This is a genomic window from Halomonas sp. DP8Y7-1, assembly GCF_019801685.1.
In the GTDB taxonomy this organism is placed as follows: domain Bacteria; phylum Pseudomonadota; class Gammaproteobacteria; order Pseudomonadales; family Halomonadaceae; genus Halomonas; species Halomonas litopenaei_A.
Genome location: NZ_JAHVIN010000006.1, coordinates 62,223 through 80,415 on the forward strand (window position 1 = coordinate 62,223; position 18,193 = coordinate 80,415).

The 18,193-nt window shown below is 62.3% G+C and carries 21 protein-coding genes; 7 read left to right on the forward strand and 14 right to left on the reverse strand.

Annotation, left to right across the window (positions count from 1 at the left end):
• Nucleotides 1–55: 55 nt before the first annotated feature.
• The 5 genes from KUV41_RS09515 to argF all read right to left on the reverse strand — a co-directional run bounded on the left by KUV41_RS09515 (nt 56) and on the right by argF (nt 4,660).
• Nucleotides 56–508: a thioesterase family protein gene (locus KUV41_RS09515; RefSeq protein WP_222485831.1), complete on the reverse strand. Its 453-nt coding sequence runs from the start codon at nt 506–508 to the stop codon at nt 56–58.
• Entirely contained in the window at nt 508–1,461 is a 954-nt protein-coding gene (locus KUV41_RS09520) for an L-carnitine dehydrogenase (protein ID WP_222485833.1), read from the reverse strand. Before KUV41_RS09520 ends, KUV41_RS09515 begins: the two co-directional genes overlap by 1 nt.
• Nucleotides 1,458–2,366 (reverse strand): 3-keto-5-aminohexanoate cleavage protein, encoded by a 909-nt coding sequence (locus KUV41_RS09525; RefSeq protein ID WP_222485835.1) that lies wholly within the window; start codon nt 2,364–2,366, stop codon nt 1,458–1,460. The genes KUV41_RS09520 and KUV41_RS09525 overlap by 4 nt, the downstream gene beginning before the upstream one ends.
• Nucleotides 2,367–3,038: 672 nt before the next feature.
• On the reverse strand, nt 3,039–3,329 hold the full coding sequence (locus KUV41_RS09530; RefSeq protein ID WP_206939376.1) for a hypothetical protein: 291 nt from the start codon (nt 3,327–3,329) through the stop codon (nt 3,039–3,041).
• A gap of 410 nt (nt 3,330–3,739) precedes the next feature.
• Complete coding sequence (gene argF, locus KUV41_RS09535) at nt 3,740–4,660, reverse strand: ornithine carbamoyltransferase (RefSeq protein WP_206939374.1); 921 nt, start codon at nt 4,658–4,660, stop codon at nt 3,740–3,742.
• A gap of 257 nt (nt 4,661–4,917) precedes the next feature.
• Between argF and grxD the strand changes: the two genes are divergently transcribed.
• Nucleotides 4,918–5,268, forward strand: a complete 351-nt coding sequence (gene grxD / locus KUV41_RS09540) for a Grx4 family monothiol glutaredoxin (protein WP_206939372.1) — start codon at nt 4,918–4,920, stop codon at nt 5,266–5,268.
• A gap of 221 nt (nt 5,269–5,489) precedes the next feature.
• Here grxD and rnt read toward each other — a convergent pair whose 3' ends face one another.
• Nucleotides 5,490–6,155, reverse strand: coding sequence for a ribonuclease T (rnt, locus tag KUV41_RS09545; RefSeq protein WP_206939364.1), 666 nt, complete (start codon nt 6,153–6,155; stop codon nt 5,490–5,492).
• Nucleotides 6,156–6,357: 202 nt separating this feature from the next.
• Here rnt and KUV41_RS09550 point away from each other — a divergent pair, with 202 nt between their 5' ends.
• From KUV41_RS09550 to KUV41_RS09575, 6 genes are all read left to right on the forward strand, one after another.
• The gene (locus tag KUV41_RS09550) at nt 6,358–7,575 is read left to right on the forward strand and encodes an argininosuccinate synthase (RefSeq protein ID WP_206939363.1); all 1,218 of its coding nucleotides are present in this window, start codon (nt 6,358–6,360) and stop codon (nt 7,573–7,575) included.
• A 36-nt stretch (nt 7,576–7,611) separates the two neighbouring features.
• The gene (locus KUV41_RS09555; RefSeq protein WP_206939361.1) at nt 7,612–7,914 is read left to right on the forward strand and encodes an HlyU family transcriptional regulator; all 303 of its coding nucleotides are present in this window, start codon (nt 7,612–7,614) and stop codon (nt 7,912–7,914) included.
• A 68-nt stretch (nt 7,915–7,982) separates the two neighbouring features.
• Nucleotides 7,983–8,657, forward strand: coding sequence for a glutathione S-transferase (locus KUV41_RS09560; RefSeq protein WP_222485837.1), 675 nt, complete (start codon nt 7,983–7,985; stop codon nt 8,655–8,657).
• Between the two features lie 142 nt (nt 8,658–8,799).
• On the forward strand, nt 8,800–9,765 hold the full coding sequence (locus tag KUV41_RS09565) for a sulfurtransferase (protein WP_261395993.1): 966 nt from the start codon (nt 8,800–8,802) through the stop codon (nt 9,763–9,765).
• A 278-nt stretch (nt 9,766–10,043) separates the two neighbouring features.
• A complete protein-coding gene (locus tag KUV41_RS09570; protein ID WP_224852108.1) occupies nt 10,044–11,207 on the forward strand; it encodes a YeeE/YedE family protein in 1,164 nt (387 codons plus the stop codon).
• 14 nt (nt 11,208–11,221) lie between these two features.
• The gene (locus KUV41_RS09575; RefSeq protein WP_206939357.1) at nt 11,222–11,416 is read left to right on the forward strand and encodes a hypothetical protein; all 195 of its coding nucleotides are present in this window, start codon (nt 11,222–11,224) and stop codon (nt 11,414–11,416) included.
• Nucleotides 11,417–11,616: 200 nt separating this feature from the next.
• On the opposite strand, the gene KUV41_RS09580 is transcribed toward KUV41_RS09575, so the two are convergent.
• The 8 genes from KUV41_RS09580 to rsxA all read right to left on the reverse strand — a co-directional run bounded on the left by KUV41_RS09580 (nt 11,617) and on the right by rsxA (nt 18,136).
• Nucleotides 11,617–11,907 (reverse strand): hypothetical protein, encoded by a 291-nt coding sequence (locus KUV41_RS09580; RefSeq protein WP_224907623.1) that lies wholly within the window; start codon nt 11,905–11,907, stop codon nt 11,617–11,619.
• Between the two features lie 106 nt (nt 11,908–12,013).
• Entirely contained in the window at nt 12,014–12,649 is a 636-nt protein-coding gene (nth, locus tag KUV41_RS09585; RefSeq protein WP_206939354.1) for an endonuclease III, read from the reverse strand.
• A 295-nt stretch (nt 12,650–12,944) separates the two neighbouring features.
• Nucleotides 12,945–13,697, reverse strand: a complete 753-nt coding sequence (locus tag KUV41_RS09590; RefSeq protein ID WP_222485839.1) for an electron transport complex subunit E — start codon at nt 13,695–13,697, stop codon at nt 12,945–12,947.
• A complete protein-coding gene (locus KUV41_RS09595) occupies nt 13,690–14,268 on the reverse strand; it encodes an RnfABCDGE type electron transport complex subunit G (protein ID WP_222485841.1) in 579 nt (192 codons plus the stop codon). The genes KUV41_RS09590 and KUV41_RS09595 overlap by 8 nt, the downstream gene beginning before the upstream one ends.
• Entirely contained in the window at nt 14,265–15,257 is a 993-nt protein-coding gene (locus tag KUV41_RS09600) for an RnfABCDGE type electron transport complex subunit D (RefSeq protein WP_206939346.1), read from the reverse strand. The genes KUV41_RS09595 and KUV41_RS09600 overlap by 4 nt, the downstream gene beginning before the upstream one ends.
• Nucleotides 15,254–16,996, reverse strand: coding sequence for an electron transport complex subunit RsxC (rsxC, locus tag KUV41_RS09605; RefSeq protein ID WP_222485843.1), 1,743 nt, complete (start codon nt 16,994–16,996; stop codon nt 15,254–15,256). The genes KUV41_RS09600 and rsxC overlap by 4 nt, the downstream gene beginning before the upstream one ends.
• Complete coding sequence (gene rsxB / locus KUV41_RS09610; RefSeq protein ID WP_222485845.1) at nt 16,983–17,549, reverse strand: electron transport complex subunit RsxB; 567 nt, start codon at nt 17,547–17,549, stop codon at nt 16,983–16,985. Before rsxB ends, rsxC begins: the two co-directional genes overlap by 14 nt.
• Nucleotides 17,546–18,136: an electron transport complex subunit RsxA gene (rsxA, locus tag KUV41_RS09615; RefSeq protein WP_222485847.1), complete on the reverse strand. Its 591-nt coding sequence runs from the start codon at nt 18,134–18,136 to the stop codon at nt 17,546–17,548. The genes rsxB and rsxA overlap by 4 nt, the downstream gene beginning before the upstream one ends.
• Nucleotides 18,137–18,193: the final 57 nt, after the last annotated feature.

Consider the following 18,193-nt stretch of genomic DNA (forward strand, 5'->3'; position numbering starts at 1 on the left):
TGGGCGGGCCTGAGCGGGTCTGGCTGGATATGGCCCGGCCAGGACGCCAAGCCTGTCAGCGTCGGCTGATACCGATCCGCCGTCCCAGCCCCTCGGGCGGGGGGGATGACAGGGGGGGCAATGTCGCCAAGGCATCAGAGAGCGCTGCGGGGAAGGCAGCAGGCTTGCCGCTGGTGGTGTCGATGCCCATCAGCATTTGCTCGCTGGTAGCCAGCAGGTCCACTCCACTGGTGAGTACAAACCACAGGTGCAGGCGCTTGGCATCTTGATCGACGACCTGAACATCGACCTGCAGGTCTTGCCCCTCGTGGGCTTCCTTCAGGTAGCGAAGATGGGTCTCGAGGGTATATAGGGTGTAGCCGAGCCGTTGTCGGCCCTCATCGTCCAGGCCAATGTTCTCCATCAGCCTGTCCACCGCCAGGGAGAATACCCTGGCGTACTCGGCATCGTTCATATGGCCGTTGTAGTCGACCCACTGTGACGCCACCTGGGTGTTGAGCAAGGCCATCAGATACGTCCCTCGAGGCCTTCTGCTTCCGGCCAGTACTTGTTCACCAGGCCCAGCAATTCGACCAGGAAGTCATCGCGACGACGATCCAGCTCGGCCACGCTGCGGCCGGCCGCCTGATGCTCGCAGCCCTCGACCACGCGGTCGATCAGCTCATCGGTAAGCTCGGGCGCTTCCAGCTTGGTCCAGGGAAGCTTCAGCGCGGGTCCGAACTGCTCCAGCATATGGCGCATGCCCTGTTCCCCACCGGCCAGGTGGAAGGTCAGGAAGGTGCCCATCAGCGACCAGCGCAGCCCACAGCCGTAGACCACCGCAGCGTCGATTTCCTCTGTAGTGGCTACGCCATCATTGACCAGGTGCAGTGACTCGCGCCACAGGGCTTCCATCAGACGGTCGGCAATATGCCCTTCGATTTCACGGCGGACTACCAGTGGACGCATGTCCAGCGCCTGATACAGGGCCTGCGCCTGCTGAGTCTGCTCGCTCGCCGTGGCTTGTCCTCCGACCAGCTCGACCAGCGGTAGCAGGTAGACCGGGTTGAAGGGGTGAGCGACGATGATGCGCCCGGGTGACTTGGCACAGTCCTGCTGCAGGTCGGTGGGCTTGAATCCCGACGTCGAGGAGCCCACCAGCACATCGGCAGGAGCCGCGGCGTCGATCTGGGCCAGGATGCTCTGCTTGAGCTCGAGTCTTTCCGGTACGTTCTCCTGGACCAGGTCGGCGCCGTCCACGGCGGCTTCCAGTGAGGAGGCAAAGCGCAGGTGGTCGATGCTGGCGCCGTCGGCCAGACCCAGGCGTTGTAGCGCAGGCCAGGCATTGTCCACAAACGCCCGGGTGCGCGCTTCGGCGGCGGGATCCGGATCAAAAGCGACCACGCTCCAACCGCTGGCCAGGGCGCGGGCGATCCAGCCGTTGCCGATCACACCGGTGCCGATGACAGATAGCTGTTTCATGCCTGCTCTCCCATGATGGTGCCGGTGTGTGGGTTGCGCAGCTTGAGGAAATCTCGAGTTTCCGCCGGTGTCATGACCTTGCCGCCCAGGTGATTGATCAGGCTGCCGGCTTTCTCGACCAGTTGAGCGTTGGAGGCCAGCACGCCCTTTTCGAGGTACAGGTTGTCCTCGAGGCCAACCCGGGCATGGCCACCGAGCATCACCGCTTGAGCGGCCATCGGCATCTGGTGCCGGCCAATGCCGAATGCCGCCCAGTTGGCGTTGGCCGGCAGCTTGTTGCGCATCGCCAGCATGGTCTCGGTATCGGCTTCGGCGCCCCACGGGATGCCAAGGCACAGCTGGTAGAGCGGGTCGCCGTCGATCAGGCCTTCAGCCTGCAGTTGGCGGGCGAACCACACATGGCCCAGATCGAAGCACTCCAGCTCAGGCTTGACCCCGGCAGCCTGCACCAGGCGGGCATGTTCACGCAGCCAGTCAGCCGAGTTGACGTAGATCATGTCGCCAAAGTTGAGGCTGCCGCAGTCCAGCGTGCACAGCTCGGGCAGCAGTTCGCCGACTGGCTCGTGGCGTTGGGCCGGCGTCTGAATGTCGGTGCCCGGTCCGCCCCGAGTGGGGTTCTGGCTGTCAGGGATCCAGTCGCCACCGCCACCAGCGGTAATGTTCATGACGATATCGGTGTCGGCCTCGCGCACCCGCTCCATGACTTCACGGAAGTGGTCGAGGGAGTGGCTGACGCCGCCAGTTTCCGGGTCGCGCACGTGGATGTGCGCAATGCTGGCACCGGCCTTGGCCGCCTCGATGCAGTCGTTGGCAATCTGCTTGGGGGTTACCGGCACCTTGGGACTCTTGCCGGTGGTATCGCCGGCACCGGTCACGGCGCAGGTCAGGATGACGTTACGGTTCATGGAGGGCTCCTCTCGATCTCGGATGACGGGACGTCGGCCGCGGCCCCCATGCCAAGTGGCTCGAAGGCGAGTTTACGCCGCCTGACAGGGCGGCGCCGTGGCGTAGACAGCGTCTCGTCGCTCCGCGGCTGAATGAATCGAGAGGTAGTGTGGCGAAGTGACGGCGGAGCGACTTGGCGTAAAGCGCCATAATTTTGTCTTCAGGCGCCTTTGAGGTAGGGCGGAGTCGGCCTAGGGCAATAGGCAGGGCATCGCCGCCGATAGCCAGCAAGATGATACGGACTCGGATGTTCTCCCCTTAGAGCGTGAATCAGCCTGCCCCGCGAAGCGTGAATCAGCCTGCCCCGCAAAGCGGGAATCAGATAGGAGAATAGAGGGATCGGTCGACGTCGCTGTGTCAGCGGACCAAGGGGGAAGGGCCCGTCATCGAGCCTTGGTGTGCGGCTGGTGTTGGCTCAGGCGAGACAGCTCGGGTGACGTTCAGCTGAGGAGGCGGAAAGCTGATTCGAGAGAGACAGAATCGAGAGAACCAGAATCGAGAGAACCAGAATCGAGAGAACCAGAATCGAGAGAGACAGAAATGGGAGGGACAGAAATGGGAGGGACAGAAATGGAGGGCAAAAACGGGAGAGCCAGCAACGGGAGTGCTAGCTACAACCGCTGAAACGGTACCTAGAGATCGGCAGCGCCCACGCCGTAAAGCTCAAATGCCAGCTTTCGGCCAGCCTGTGTCAGGATCAGCCTGCCGCGCGGATTGTGGACGACCAGCGATTGCCGCAGCAGACGACGCAGCCGGGACGCCTGGGAGCGGGTCCGGGTAAGGGCATCAAGGCGTGTGGCGCTAAGACCACGATCACTGTGGGTCAAGGCCTCAAGGACGTCGCCGTCGCGGTAGAGGTCCTCGATAAAGGCGGTCAGGTCGATACGCTGAGCGGTGTCATTATGTTCGGCGAGCAGTGCCATGCGGCGATCTCTGACAGAAATATGGCGCAAGTATACGACATTAGTCTGATTAGACCAAAGTCTATTCCTTGTCCGCTTGCAGCTACATGCCGTGGGTCATGGCCAGCCGTTGCAGGCGCTGTAGGTGTTTTGGTTCAAGCACTCGTTGACGTGGCGCCTGCTCAGGATGACTCGATGGGTATCCCTGGGAGCTGAAGCCCGCGTTGGTGTGGGCGGGGGGTAGCGAACGCTAGGTAACAAGAGAAAAGTAACAAGAGAAAGGTAACAAGAGAAAGGTCACGAGAGGAATGAAACGGGAGGCGTGGATAGATGGCAGTGATTCCAAGGGGGCGACAGGCTATACGCGTATCGCCAAGCCCTGCCGCGATACTGCGGCAGGGCCTTGCTGATAAGCAGCGAGTCGCCGGGTATCAGTGACTGACCTGACCCAGCATCAGGAACTCCAGCAGTGCCTTCTGGGCATGCAGGCGGTTGCCGGCTTCCTGCCAGACCACGGCGCGGGGGTCATCCAGCAAGGTTTCGCTGATTTCTTCGCCGCGGTGAGCGGGCAGGCAGTGCAGGAACAGCACGTCCTTGTCCGCCGCATCCAGCATGGCCTCAGTCACCTGGAAGCCGGCGAAGTCGGCTTCTCTGCGCGCCTGCTCCTCTTCCTGTCCCATGGAGGCCCATACATCGGTTGTCACCAGGTCGGCACCTGCGACGGCTGTCATGGGATCGCGGAGGATGGTCACTCGGTCTCCTGCGGCTGCCAGGATATCTTCGCGGGGCTCGTAACCTTCAGGGCAGCAGATGCGCAGGGAGAAGTCGAACTGGCGTGCGGCATTGATCCAGGAGTGGCACATGTTGTTGCCGTCCCCGATCCATACCGCCGTGCGGCCCTTGACGCTGCCCCGCAGCTCGGTCCAGGTCATCACGTCCGCCAGCAGCTGGCAGGGGTGGTAATCATCGGTCAGCGCATTGATGACCGGTACGTCGCTGGCAGCGGCGAACTCTTCAAGCCCCTGGTGGGAGAAGGTGCGGATCATCACCGCGTCAACCATCTCTGACAGCACCCGAGCCGTGTCTCCGATGGGCTCGCCACGTCCTAGTTGAGTGTCCCTAGGCGAGAGGAACAGCGCGTGACCACCGAACTGAGCCATGGCGGTCTCGAAGGAGACACGAGTCCGTGTTGACGACTTCTCGAAGATCATCGCCAGGGTGCGGTTGGTAAAGGGCGCGTAGGTCGGGCCCTGGGCCTTGAGCCCATTCTTGATCGTGATCGCGCGCTGGATGAGGTAGCGCAATTCATCCTGGCTCAGGTCCAGTAGGGTCAGGAAGTGGCGGGCGGCCATGGCGTCTCTCCAACGAGGTAAAAAACGACCATCCTAGCCAGCGCGGAGGGGATGCGCAACGCGCCGCTGGGCCGTACAATGCGTTCAAGGAAAGGCCGAGCGTGGCAATCAGGTATTGTCTCGAAAGGGGTATCGATCCCGACGCGCATTGAAAAGTGCGGATGTTGACCCCATCGTATCGGCCGAAAGCGAACCGTAAGGGCATGCATCGTACCGTGAGGACATGCCAGACAAGCCCGAATCATTGAGGAGCCGTGATGAGCACCACCGTCGAGAACATTCAGCGCCAGATCAGCGAAAACCCCATTCTCATTTACATGAAGGGGTCTCCGCAGCTGCCGCAGTGCGGCTTCTCTGCGCAGACCGTGCAGGCGCTGATGGCGTGTGGCGAGCGCTTTGCTTTCGTCAACGTACTGGACAACCCCGACATTCGTGCCGAACTGCCCAAGGTGGCCAACTGGCCGACCTTCCCGCAGCTGTGGGTGGAAGGTGAGCTGGTCGGCGGTTGCGATATCGTGGTCGAGATGCATAACAATGGCGAACTTGAGCCCCTGATCAAGCAAGCCGCTGAACGTGCTCGCCAGAATGAAGAGGGCGGCGCCGAGTAAGGTGCAGCCTAGCAGTCGATTGACCGGTCAGGACCGGCTAGCCGCTGGATCGCCGAGGTGGTGAGGGTGTTACCGCGCCCCCGCGCGACGGATCAAACACGGTCATCTGACGGATCAAACGCAAGGCCCCGCTGGTGTGGACACCAGCGGGGCCTTGTCGTATGTCGAGAGTCTCTGCAGTGAGCAGCATCCTGCCGCTCGTAAAAAGGCATGGACCTGTGTCAGTCCTCCTCCATTCCCTGTTCCTGCTGAGCCAGCCGCCAACCGCCCAGGTCCTTGTAGCGATTGACCATTGCACAGAACAGCTCGGCCGTGCGCTCGGTGTCGTAGCGGGCAGAGTGGGCGGCGTTGTTGTCGAAGTCGATGCCGGCGGCACGGCAAGCTCGGGCCAGCACGGTCTGGCCGTAGACCAGTCCTGCCAGGGAGGCGGTATCGAAGCTTGAGAACGGGTGGAAGGGGTTGCGCTTGATGTCGCAGCGGTTGGTTGCGGCATTGAGGAAGCCATGGTCAAAGGCAGCGTTGTGGCCTACCAGAATGGCTCTGGTACAGCCATGAGCCTTGATGGCCTTGCGCACTGGACGGAATATTTCACCCAGCGCCTCGGCTTCGCTGATGGCGACCTGCTGACGCAGGGGGTCGTCGAGACGAATGCCGGTGAAGTCCAGTGCCGACTGTTCGACGTTGGCGCCAGCAAACGGCTCGATGTGATAGGCAAAGGTAGCGTCGGGCAGCAGGTTGCCCTCCGGGTCCATGGTCAGGGTGACAGCGGCGATCTCCAGCAGGGCGTCGCTTTCGGGATTGAAGCCGCCGGTCTCGATATCCACCACCACCGGCAGAAAACTGCGAAAACGTTGCGCCATGAGTTCGCGGGCGATCAGCTCGCTCATGCACCTCTCCTTGTCGGGCCGTGGGGTAATGGGCCTGTGTGATGCAGGCCGAAACGGCGAAAGTCTAGCAGTTTGGCAGCGCGGCGTCCCGTAGCGGTATTCGACACCGGCCATGCGCGCTATACTCGGCCCTCTTCAAGCGCCATTCATGAAGGAATGCGCTGGTCACGTCATGTCTGTCATACAAGAAGGAGCCCCTAGCATGTCCGATGTCAAGAAGGTCGTGCTCGCCTATTCGGGCGGTCTGGACACATCCGTCATCGTCAAGTGGTTGCAGGAGACTTACCACTGCGAAGTGGTGACCTTTACCGCCGACATCGGTCAGGGTGAGGAAGTCGAGCCGGCCCGCGCCAAGGCTGAGGCCCTGGGCGTCAAGGAAATCTACATCGAGGACCTGCGTGAAGAGTTCGTGCGCGACTACGTCTACCCGATGTTCCGTGCCAACACCATTTACGAAGGTGAGTACCTGCTGGGTACCTCTATCGCGCGTCCGCTGATCGCTCGTCGTCTGATCGAGATTGCCAACCAGACCGGTGCCGATGCGATTTCCCACGGTGCCACCGGCAAGGGCAACGATCAGGTCCGTTTCGAACTGGGCGGCTACGCCCTGAAGCCTGGCGTCAAGGTCATTGCCCCGTGGCGCGAGTGGGATCTGAATTCCCGCGAGAAGCTGATGGCCTACTGCCAGCAGCACGATATTCCCGTCGACTTCAGCAAGAAAAAGAAGTCCCCTTACTCGATGGATGCCAACCTGCTGCATATCTCCTACGAGGGCGGCATTCTCGAAGATCCCTGGGCGGAAGCCGAAGAGGACATGTGGCGCTGGAGCGTGTCGCCGGAAGCGGCACCGGACACTCCGACCTACGTCGAGCTGACCTTTGAAAAGGGCGACATCGTGGCCATCGACGGCGTGCCGATGAAGCCCCACGAAGTGCTGGAGAAGCTGAACAAGCTGGGTGGTGACAACGGTATCGGCCGTCTCGATATCGTCGAGAACCGCTACGTCGGCATGAAATCTCGCGGCTGCTATGAAACCCCTGGCGGTACCATCATGCTGCGTGCTCACCGCGCCATCGAGTCGTTGACCCTCGACCGGGAAGAAGCCCATCTCAAGGATGAGCTGATGCCCAAGTATGCCGAGGTCATCTACAACGGCTACTGGTGGAGCCCGGAGCGTCGCATGCTGCAGGCCGCCATCGACGAGACCCAGAAGAATGTGTCCGGCGTTGTTCGCATGAAGCTGTACAAGGGCAATGCCATCGTGGCAGGCCGTCGCTCCGACGAGTCGCTGTTCGACGAGTCCATCGCGACCTTTGAAGACGACAAGGGCGCCTACGACCAGAAGGATGCGGAAGGCTTCATCAAGCTGAATGCGCTGCGTCTGCGTATCGCCGCAGGCAAGGGCCGTCGTCAGGACTAAGCGCTTGGCGTTCGACCATCAGATCCAGGAGGCGACATGTTCAAGAAGCTGATCGGCAGCCTTTTCAAGGGTGGAGGCGCCGCTGAATCGCGTTCCACGGAGGAGGCCGAGGCCGTGGAGTATCGCGGATTCCTGATCGTGTCTCGTCCGCAGGAGCAGGGCGGTCAGTATCGCGTCAGCGGCTTTATTCGCAAGCCCATCGAGGGTGGCGAGACGCTGGAACACGCTTTCGAGCGCTCTGACCTGGTGCCTGGGCGTGAGGCCTGTGATGCGCTGATGCGACAGAAGGCGGAACGCTACATCGATGAAGTCGGTGATGGCATGTTCTCGTCTGATTGAGACGAAGCGATGGAAACGGCGCCCCCTGGGCGCCGTTTCTGTTTCAGCCATGGGGTAAAGGAGACCACATGATCGTATTGCACCATCTCGAAAACTCCCGCTCTCTCAGAATGGTCTGGCTACTGGAAGAGCTTGGAGTCGACTATGACATTCAGCTCTATCGGCGTGATCCCAAGACCATGCTGGCCCCTGAATCCCTCAAGCAGGTTCACCCGCTCGGCAAGTCGCCGCTGATCACCGACCAGCATCAGGCGGGTAGGGTCGTGGCAGAAAGCGGTGCGATCATCGAGTATCTGCTGCGCCATTACGACAGGGAGCAGGCGCTGTCTCCCCCCGTCGACAGTGAAGCCTACGATGACTATGTGTTCTGGATGCACCATGCGGAGGCCTCGGCGATGCCCCCGCTGGTGATGAATCTGGTGTTTGGCAGGCTCAGCAAGCCCCCTGTGCCGGCTCTGGTGCGTCCTTTGGGCAAGATGTTCGCCAAGGGCGTGAAAGAGCAGTACCTCGGGCCAGAAATACGACGGCTGATAGGCTTTTGGGAGCAGCACCTGGCAGAGCACAGCTGGTTCGCGGGAGAGACGTTCAGCGCGGCGGATATCCAGATGAGTTTCCCGCTCCTGGCGCTGGAAGGTCGGGGCATGTTGTCTGACCATCCGGCGCTCACGCGCTTTCTCGAGCAGGCCCGGGCGCGACCCGCCTATGGCCGTGCCACAGAGAAGGGCGGTGAGCTCTCACTATAGACCGTCGTTATGGAAACAGGTCTGACCCGGTGGCTGATCAGTTTTGGTTATGAGCACGTGAATCATTATTCATGCCAAGCATATTGAGTTTGCAGCTGCGAGCAGGATAATGGGTTGATCTCCTACCCAAGAGGTCAACTTTATGCGCATCTTACTGACGCTTGCGGGGGCGCTGATGATGGCGAGCTCCGCGCATGCAGCCGATGTCGAGCCGCTGGTCAGTCCTGAGTGGCTTGAAGCGAACCTGGATAATGACGATGTGGTGGTGCTGGATATTCGCTCCAGCATCGACAATGGCGGTGACCGGTCAAGCTTCGAGGAAGCCCACATTCCCGGCAGTCTGTATTCGAGCTATACCGAGGACGGCTGGCGGGAAACCCGCGATGGTGTCACCGGAGTCATGCCCCCGGTGTCGAGTCTTGAGCGCTTGATCGGCGGCCTCGGAATCGATAATGACGATACCGTGGTGCTGGTGCCGGCGGGTACCGGCGCGACGGACTTTGGCAGCGCGGCACGGGTGTACTGGACCTTCAAGGTGCTGAGTCACGAGCAGGTGGCGATCCTCGACGGCGGCTTTGCCGGTTGGAAAGCGGCAGGCCTCGAACTGGCCAGTGGCTCGGCAGAGTACCCTGATCCGGTGCGCTTTGAAGGACGTCTGAATGAGGCTCTGCTGGCGACGACTGCAGAGGTAGAGGCGGCCCGCGAGTCCCAGGGGCAGCTGGTCGACGCCCGCCCAGAGGACTACTTCAAGGGCGACAACCAGTCTCCTGCAGCGGCTGCTCCAGGCACCATTCCTGGCGCACGTAACCTGCCTCATCAGACGCTGCTGGCCGATGACGACGGCGCCTGGCGGTTGAATACGGCGGAAGTGACCTCGCGTATCCAGGCGGCAGAGCTGGATGCGGATGCCAAGACCGTGGCGTTCTGCAACACCGGACACTGGGCAGCGACTGACTGGTTCGTGCTGAGTGAAATTGCCGGCTTCGACAACGTGGCGTTGTATGACGGTTCCATGGCTGAGTGGACCCAGGATGAGTCACGTCCGCTGGCCGTGGCGAAGCAGGGGCTTGGCAAGGTGCTGGACGCGCTCGGCTTCGGTGACGAGTGACCCTTGGGTCCGTGACCCCTCGATAGGTGTCGTTTAGATAGTGAGCTCCTAGATGGCTATTGGCGATGCCTAGATGACCGCCGCCAGGACGCCGTGAATCAGTGGCGGCACCGGCGGCGGTGATACTCCTTCCTTTGAACAGATGCACTTCCATGACTCAGATGTCTTCACAGGCCGCTTCGGCCACCGCTAGCGATGCTGCTGGCTCCGCGCACAGGGTTCGGCCACCTGGCGCTGAGCTAAGCGCTGGACAAACTCCTGGACAGGCCCCCCTCAAGGTGGATCGTTTCGTCGTCAGCCTGGCGCTGATCGGCATGGTCGTGCTGGGCGGTCTGGTATGGCTTGAGACCGCGCCTTTTCTGGTGGTGTTGTTCGCCATTGGTATCGCGCTCGGCGTGGCGCTTTACCACGGTGCCTTCGGCTTTACCGCCGGTTGGCGAAACCTGGTCACCAAACGCCGCGGGGCCGGTATGCGCGCGCAGCTGATGCTGTTTGCTCTGACCTCGGCATTGATGATTCCTTTGCTTGGCAGCGGCCAGCCCGGTCTGGTCGGCGCGGTTGCGCCCATTGGCACCTCGCTTATCGTTGGCTCGTTTGTGTTTGGTCTGGGCATGCAACTTGGCGGAGGGTGCGGTTCAGGCACCCTGTTTACGGTCGGCGCGGGCAATCTGCGCATGCTGGTGACGCTTGCATTCTTCATCATTGGCGCGGTGGTCGGCTCGATCCACCTGCCTTGGTGGCTGGACTTGCCCAGTCTTGATCCGGTCAGTCTGATCGATAGTGTGGGTGTGCCGGGAGCGATAGCGGTGCAGTGGGTCGGCCTGGGTTTGGTCGCGCTGTGGGTCAATCGCGTGGAGCGTCGCGCTCACGGTGAGCTTGAGCGTTCAGAGCTGCGCCTTCGTCCAGTAGAAGGGAGTGCGTTCAAGGCCCTCGTGCAGGGCCGCTGGCCATTCGTTTGGGCCATATTGGTGCTGGCAGTCGGCAACACCCTGACGCTGCTGGTGGGAGGCGCCCCCTGGGGCATTACCTTTGCTTTCAATCTGTGGGGAGCAAAGGCGCTGCAGGCCATCGGCGTGGACATGAGCCAGTTCGAGTTCTGGACCTGGGACTATCCGGCCATGGCCCTGGCCGACTCTGTGCTGGTCAATATCACCTCGGTAATGAACTTTGGTCTGCTGCTTGGGGCCATGCTGGCAGCGGGCCTGGCCAATCGCTTCAACGAAGCCAGCCGCAAGAAGGTAGAGGGCCGTCAATTTCTGGCCGCGGTGGTGGGTGGCCTGCTGCTGGGCTACGGCGCCAGGTTGGGATTTGGCTGTAACATCGGCGCGCTGTTTTCGGGCTTGGCTTCTGGAAGTCTGCATGCCTGGGTGTGGTTCGCCTGCGCCTTTGTTGGTTCGTTGGTGGGTATTCGCCTGCGGCCCTGGTTCCGTCTGCCCAATTGAACAAGGAGTGCGCCATGCAAGCCGCTTACCGCCGTAGCCGGATCATCGCCATGTTGCTGGCCATCCTGGTACTGATACTTGCGGATCATCTCAGCAGCCCAACCTTTGCCTTCAACATGGGAGACGGTCACGCCCGTACATCCCTGAATCAGCGGGATGCCAACGCCTGCGCGCCCTGCGGAGCGCCCTGTCCGTCGACTCGGGAATAGCCTGGGTAGGCGCTGTCGAACAGATGGCAGAGGTGGATGGCAACAACGGAGCAGTAGGTAGAAAAATAGGTAGAGACAGTAGGTAAAGAAAAGGCGCTCCTGCCGTGGCAGGAGCGCCTTTTTCATGGCGTGATCGGGAATGGTGGCTTGCAGGGTCTGGCAGGGTATCTACCGACAGCGCAGGGGGCTGCGATGGGCGTTCAGTCGCCAGGGGACTGACGCCGCGGCATCTTGGGTCCCAGCGGCCCCAGCCAGAGCCACACCTGCAGGACCACCAGTACCGGCAGGAGCCAGGTCGGGGCGCCGACGGTCCACACCAGCACCTGGTGGATCATGAACGCGGTGATACCGCCCAGCAGGCCCAGTACCGGGAACATCAGCGGACGTTCGGACCCGGGGCGGCGGCTCAAGCGGAACAGCGAGCCGGTAAAGGCGCCGAAGCTTGAGGCCATGGCCAGTGGTATCCAGAGTTCTCGCAGCACATCGTTCATGGTTGATCGCTCATATTGCAGCATAAAGCGTCAGCGTAACGTGTCCTGACGGTCTATGCGCTTCAACTTTGGCGTTAGCCGTGCCGTTGACGCGCCGGCTGTCAGGCTACAGATCGACCTTCTCCTTGAACTCGCACAGGTCCTCGATCACACAGCTGCCGCAGCGTGGCTTGCGCGCCACACAGGTGTAGCGCCCGTGCAGGATGAGCCAATGGTGTGCATCCTGGCGAAACTCCTTGGGCACATGCCGCATCAGCCGCTCCTCCACCTCGATCACGTTCTTGCCCTTGGCGATGCCGGTGCGGTTGGAGACTCGGAAGATATGGGTGTCCACCGCGATGGTAGGCTGGCCGAAAGCGGTATTGAGAATCACGTTGGCGGTCTTGCGGCCGACTCCCGGGAGTGCTTCTAGCTCAGGGCGAGTACGCGGCACGTCGCCGCCATGCTGCTGGACCAGCAGATGGCAGGTCTTCATCAGGTTTTCGGCTTTGGTGTTGAACAGGCCGATCGTCTTGATGTGGTCCTTGAGGGCGTCGATACCCAGATCAATGATGGCCTGGGGCGTGTTGGCGACGGGAAATAGCCTTGCCGTGGCCTTGTTGACGCCGACATCGGTTGCCTGGGCAGACAGCAGTACTGCTGCCAGCAGCTCGAACGGGGTCGACCAATGAAGCTCTGTGGTGGGCTCGGGATTATGGGCCCGCAGTCGAGTGAAGATCTCGTGGCGTTTGGCAGCGTTCATGGGACTCCTGTAGCGAGGGTTGCGGTCACGCTGAAGAGCGGCCTGGAAGGTTGGGACTTGAGTCAGTGATGGGTTGGTGCGCTGAACGGATTGACTGAACCCGGCGACTGAACTTGGTGACTGAGCATGGTGATCGATATCAGTGACTGGGCCTAGGCTTTGTCCGAAAAGTCGACGAGCGAAGGTTAGACAAGGCAAAAATCGGTGAGAAAGCGCAGTTTACGAGGTGTAAATGAGCATTTTGACCCGATTTTTAACGCCGTATCACCAAGCGCAGGCACTTTTCGTACAAGCCCTAGTGAATGGTCCCGGTGACTCTGACCCTTCGCTGCTCGGAAGGGGGCGGCGAGGCGGGGCGGCGGCGAGCGATGTGGTCGTCGATGGCGTTCTTGCCGGCAATCAGCAGGCCGGTTATCAGAAAGGCCCCAGGCGGCAGCGCCATAAACAGCATGTGGCGCTCCCCCGGTAGCTGGATCACCCAGTCAGCCGCGCCGCTACCCAGCAGTAGCTCCATGCCATCAAACAGTGTGCCCTGGCCGAGAGCCTCGCGCAGGGCGCCAATCACTATCAGCACCAGGGTGAAGCCTAGTCCATTCATCAGCGCGTCCAGCAGCGATGGAGCCAGCGGCTGGCGCGAGGCAAAGGCTTCTACTCGGGCAAGGATGGCGCAATTGGTCACGATCAGAGGCAGGAAGATGCCCAGCACCTGATAAAGCTCGTAGGCCATCGCGGCCATGGCGAGTTCTGTGCAGGTCACCAGCGCTGCAATGATCATGACAAAGGCAGGCAGCCGTATCTCGGGGCGGATGTGACCTCTTATCATCGATGCGCAGCCATTGGCGCCCAGCATGACCGCCAGCGTTGCAAGACCGAGCCCCAGGCCGTTGACGATGGTGCCGGATACCGCCAGCAATGGACATAGCCCCAATAGTTGTACCAGGGCAGGGTTGTTGCTCCACAGTCCGTTGGCGGCGATTTGGCGAGCCTGCTGGCGAGTCAGGGAGCTATTTGACGAGCTGTCCGACGAGCTATGCGAGTCGTCATTCATCAGGAGTCTCCCGCGGTGAGGTGGTGGCAGATGAGGCTGCTGGCGTGGCAGCCACGATAGCGCGAATCACGGCCTCTGAGGTTATGGTAGCGCCGGTCAGTGCCTCGATGGGACCTGATGGTGTCAACGCCAGGGCATCCTGATGGCGCCCCTCGAACTGATCTACCCAAGGACTCTTGCGTCGTTCGATCTTGTCCCCCAGACCCGGGGTTTCGTGATGCTCAAGCACGCGCACCGCGACGATCTTGCCTTCAGGGGTGAACGCGACCAACAGGCGTATCGCACCTCCGTATCCCATCGCCTTACCGGCGTGAACGGTGGCGAGTCGCTGGCCGTTGGGGCCGATGGCTTGCCAGGAGGTAGCTTCGTCGAGGGCAACGATCGATGCTGTCTGGGGCGGTACCAACTGCTTCAGCAGTTGCTGCTGATAGTGCTCGCGATTGGCCGCGATCGGGGCCTCACTCAGCCAGTGCGTTATCACGACGCTGGCTAACGTGACGACGGCAAGCAGGAGCAGCGTTGCGACCGCCCCCCGCGGGCTTGGTAAGGGTGACGCTGTCGGGGCTGTCATGAATTCCCCCTTGGCGCATCGGTGGCTGAGCGGTGCGTCCCTGAGCACAGCTGATCGAGCAGCGGGGCCGAGAGGTTCATCAGCAGCACGGCGAAGGCGATGGCGTCGGGGTAGCCCCCGTAGCCCCGGATGAGCATGACCAGTACGCCGATCGCGGCACCGAACACCCAGCGCGCGCGTCGATGGCCGGGAGCGCTGACCGGATCGGTGATGATAAAGAAGGCGCCCATGATGGTGGCACCATTGAACAGATGAAACGCCACGGAGCCAGTACCCGACACCTGGTTTAACAGCGCTGCCAGGACTGCCATGGTGCTCAGCATGGCCAGCGGCAGGCGCCAGTCGATGAGACGCTGGGCCAGTAGTACCAGCCCGCCAGCCAGCCAGGCCAGGGAAATGATGGCCCAAGGTGAAGAGAGGTTGGCATCGCCGATGACCGAGGCGCCGGCAGGCTGGCGCAGCGCATCGAGGGGAGTGGCGCCACTGACGGCGTCCAATGTGCTGGCGTCAAGTTGGCCGAGCCAGCCCTGCCACAGGTTCTGGACGTCGCCGGCGCCAAAGCCTGTGGCGTCCGGCCATAGACTCATCGGTACCGGGAAGGACACCAGCAGCATCGCGTAGCCGACCATGGCGGGGTTGAAGATGTTGTGCCCCAGCCCACCATAGAGGTGCTTGGCCACGGCGATGGCGGCCACAGCACCGATCAGAATGAGCCAGACACTGGTGCCAGCGGGCAGCGCCGCGCCGAGTAGAATGCCCGTCAGCATGGCGCTACCGTCGGCCAGTGTTGGGCGCAGTGGTCGTGATCTTGCGGCGAGCATCAGGGCTTCCACCAGACAGCAGCACAGGATGCCGGTCAGCACATTGGTGATGACACCGGCACCGAAGTACCAGGTCTGAGCGGCGATGCCGGGCAAGCAGGCCAACGAGACGCTGCGCATCACGCGGGCGCTGCTGGCGATAGGCGCTGTCTGGTGCAAGTAGCTCATGATGTCGGGGCTTCCTGGCGGGCGGCGTCCAGCTGCGCATTGGCAGCCTCTAGATGTTCGCGAGCAGTGCTCTGCTGAGACTCGAGGTCGGCCAGCACCTCGCTGGGTTGCTGCTGCTGGGCGGCACGCTCGAGCGCCTTCTCTGCCTTGCGCAGCGCCGCCTTGGCCGCCGCCTGGGCGATGCGCAGGCTGCGCAGATCGGCGGGAGTCGAGGAGGTGGGCGCGTGGTCATCCGCTGGGGTCTTGGGAGCGGGACGTCGCAGCGCCGCCTTGCGCGCCTGGCGTCTGGCTTCACGCTCATCGTGTTCGCGCTGCATGCGCTCCTTGCGGGCATCGAAGCGAGCTCGGGCCTGGTCCGCCCTGGCCCGTTCGGCGTCGGCAACCCGCAGGCGGCGCTTGGCATCGCTGAAGGATGCCGCCAGCGGGAGGTGGCTGGGGCACACATAGTCGCAAGCGCCGCACTCGATACAGGCAAGCAGGCCGTGGGCCTTGGCCCGTTCGTCATCTTCGACCCGGGTGTGCCACCACAGCTGCTGAGGCGCCAGGCCCGCAGGACAGGCGGGCACGCAGTCGTTGCAGCGAATGCAGGGCGACGGCGGGGGCGGGCTGGGCAGCTCTTGTTCGGTGGCCGCGATCAGACAGTGGGTCGTGGGGGTTGTCGCTGCGCTGTCAAGCGACCGCTGGTGCCCCATCAGCGGGCCTCCATCGATCAACTTGGCGAGTCTGGAGGTATCCAGCCCTGCGTCAGCCAACAGCGTGGCTGCCGGTGTGCCCACTCTGGCTTCGACGTTGCCCGGTGCGCTCAATGCCTGACCCGCCAGCGTCACGATGCGGGTGATGGCGGGTAGGCCGAGAATCACCGCGTCGTGGATGGCGGCCAGGGTGGCGGGGTTGTGACATAACACCCCGACGTCAACCGGCAGTTGCTGCGGAGTCATCTTGCGCGCCAGCAGGCGATCGATCAACTGACGCTCACCGCCGCTGGGGTAGCGGGTCGGGATGATCACGACGTCGGTCGGCAGTGCAGACATGGCGAGGGCGGCCGATAGCGCCTCGGCCGCCTCTGGCTTGTCATCTTCGATGCCGGCGATGATGCGGGTGGCACCGGTAGCGCGCGCGAGAATCAGCGCGCCGCTCACGACCCTTTCGGCGTCGTGACGCAGCAAGGCATCGTCAGCGGTGATGTAGGGTTCACATTCAGCGGCATTGATCAGCAGGGTGTCGATGCCGGCACGGTGGGCGGCTCTGGCTTTCAAGGCGGCCGGAAAGCCTGCGCCTCCCATGCCTGCAATACCCGCCTCTGCGATGCGTTCAAAAATCTGCTCTGGAGATGCCTGCTTGGCTGCCAGCGGCCGCATGGTGAGGATCTGCTGGCAGCCTTCGGCAACGATGATAATGCCTGGTGCACTGCTCACACGCTCCCGGGTGGAGGTGATGGCCGCGGCGCCAGGCAAACTGACCCGTCCGCTGATTGTGGCATGCATCGGCAGTGCCAAATGTCCCACCGGGCGGGCGATGCGCTGGCCCGCTCGAACCCAGTCACCGTCGTTCACTTCCAGCAGTGTTTCGGCCCACGGCTTGTGGCAGTTGTCATTGAGCGCCAGGGAGACCTGGGGTGGCAGCGGCGCGCGTCGAATGCCGAGATCACGGGTCTGGGCCTTGCGGGTGTCAGGGCGGATGCCTGGCGCACAGGAGCCGCCGAGGCCCAGCCAGCGCTGCAGTCGTTCAAGCGTTGACATGGTGTTCTCCTGGTGAGCGGTCCGACGCGATGAGACGAATGGATTCGCCCATCGCGGGAGGTCTCTCCAGCAGGTCGATGCAGTCAACCGGGCAGGGTGCGACGCACAGGTCGCAGCCGGTGCACTCGTCGGCAATCACCGTGTGCATCAGCTTCGACGCGCCCATAATGGCGTCCACGGGGCAGGCCTGGATGCATTTGGTACAGCCGATGCACTCATCTTCCCGAATAAAGGCCACCATGGTGGCGCTGGTCGCTTCGCCATCCAGGGGAACGGGATCACGTCCCAGTAAGGCGGCGAGTTCGGCAATGGTGGTGTCGCCCCCTGGAGGACACTTGTTGATCGCTTCGCCTTGCTCCACTGCCTCGGCATAGGGGCGGCAGCCAGGGTAGCCACACTGGCCACACTGGGTCTGAGGCAGCAGCGCGTCGATCTGCTGGACCAGGCCGTCCTCGCCGGCGTCGAAACGTCGGTGCAGCCATCCAAGCAACAAGCCGCAGCTGCCGATCAGGCTTACCAGCAGCAGCAGACCGAGCAGTGAAGGGGCGGTCACTGGATTGCCCCCCCCGCCAGGCCGGCAAAGCCCATAAAGGCAAGCGACATCAGGCTGGCGGTGACCATGGCGATGGCAGGGCCTCGAAACGGGCGTGGTACGTCTGCCGCAGACAGGCGTTCGCGCATGGCGGCGAGCATGATCAGCACCAGGGAGAAACCCAGCGCTGCACTGAAGCCGTACAGCACAGCATCGAAGAAGCCGCTGTCACGCTGGAGGCTGAGCAGGGCGACACCGAGTACGGCACAGTTGGTCGTGATCAGCGGCAGGAAAATGCCCAGCACCCGGTGAAGCAGGGGGCTGGTGTGCCTGACCATGATGTCCGTGGCCTGAACCACCACGGCGATCACCACGATAAAGGCAATGGTACGCAGGTACTCCAGTCCAAAGGGGACGAGCAGGTAGCGGTACAGCAGATGGCTGGCGGCGGCCGCCAAGGTCAGCACGAAGGTGGTCGCCAGGGCCATACCCAGGGCGGACTCCAGCTTGGAGGAGACCCCTAGAAAAGGGCATAGTCCGAGGAACTGCACCAAAACGAAGTTGTTGACCAGGGCGGTACTGACGAGAACGAGGAAAACGTCGGTCATGGCATGCACAGTATAGCGGCCGGCGGGCTAGAGCCCGCCGGCAGGGAGTAGCAGAGC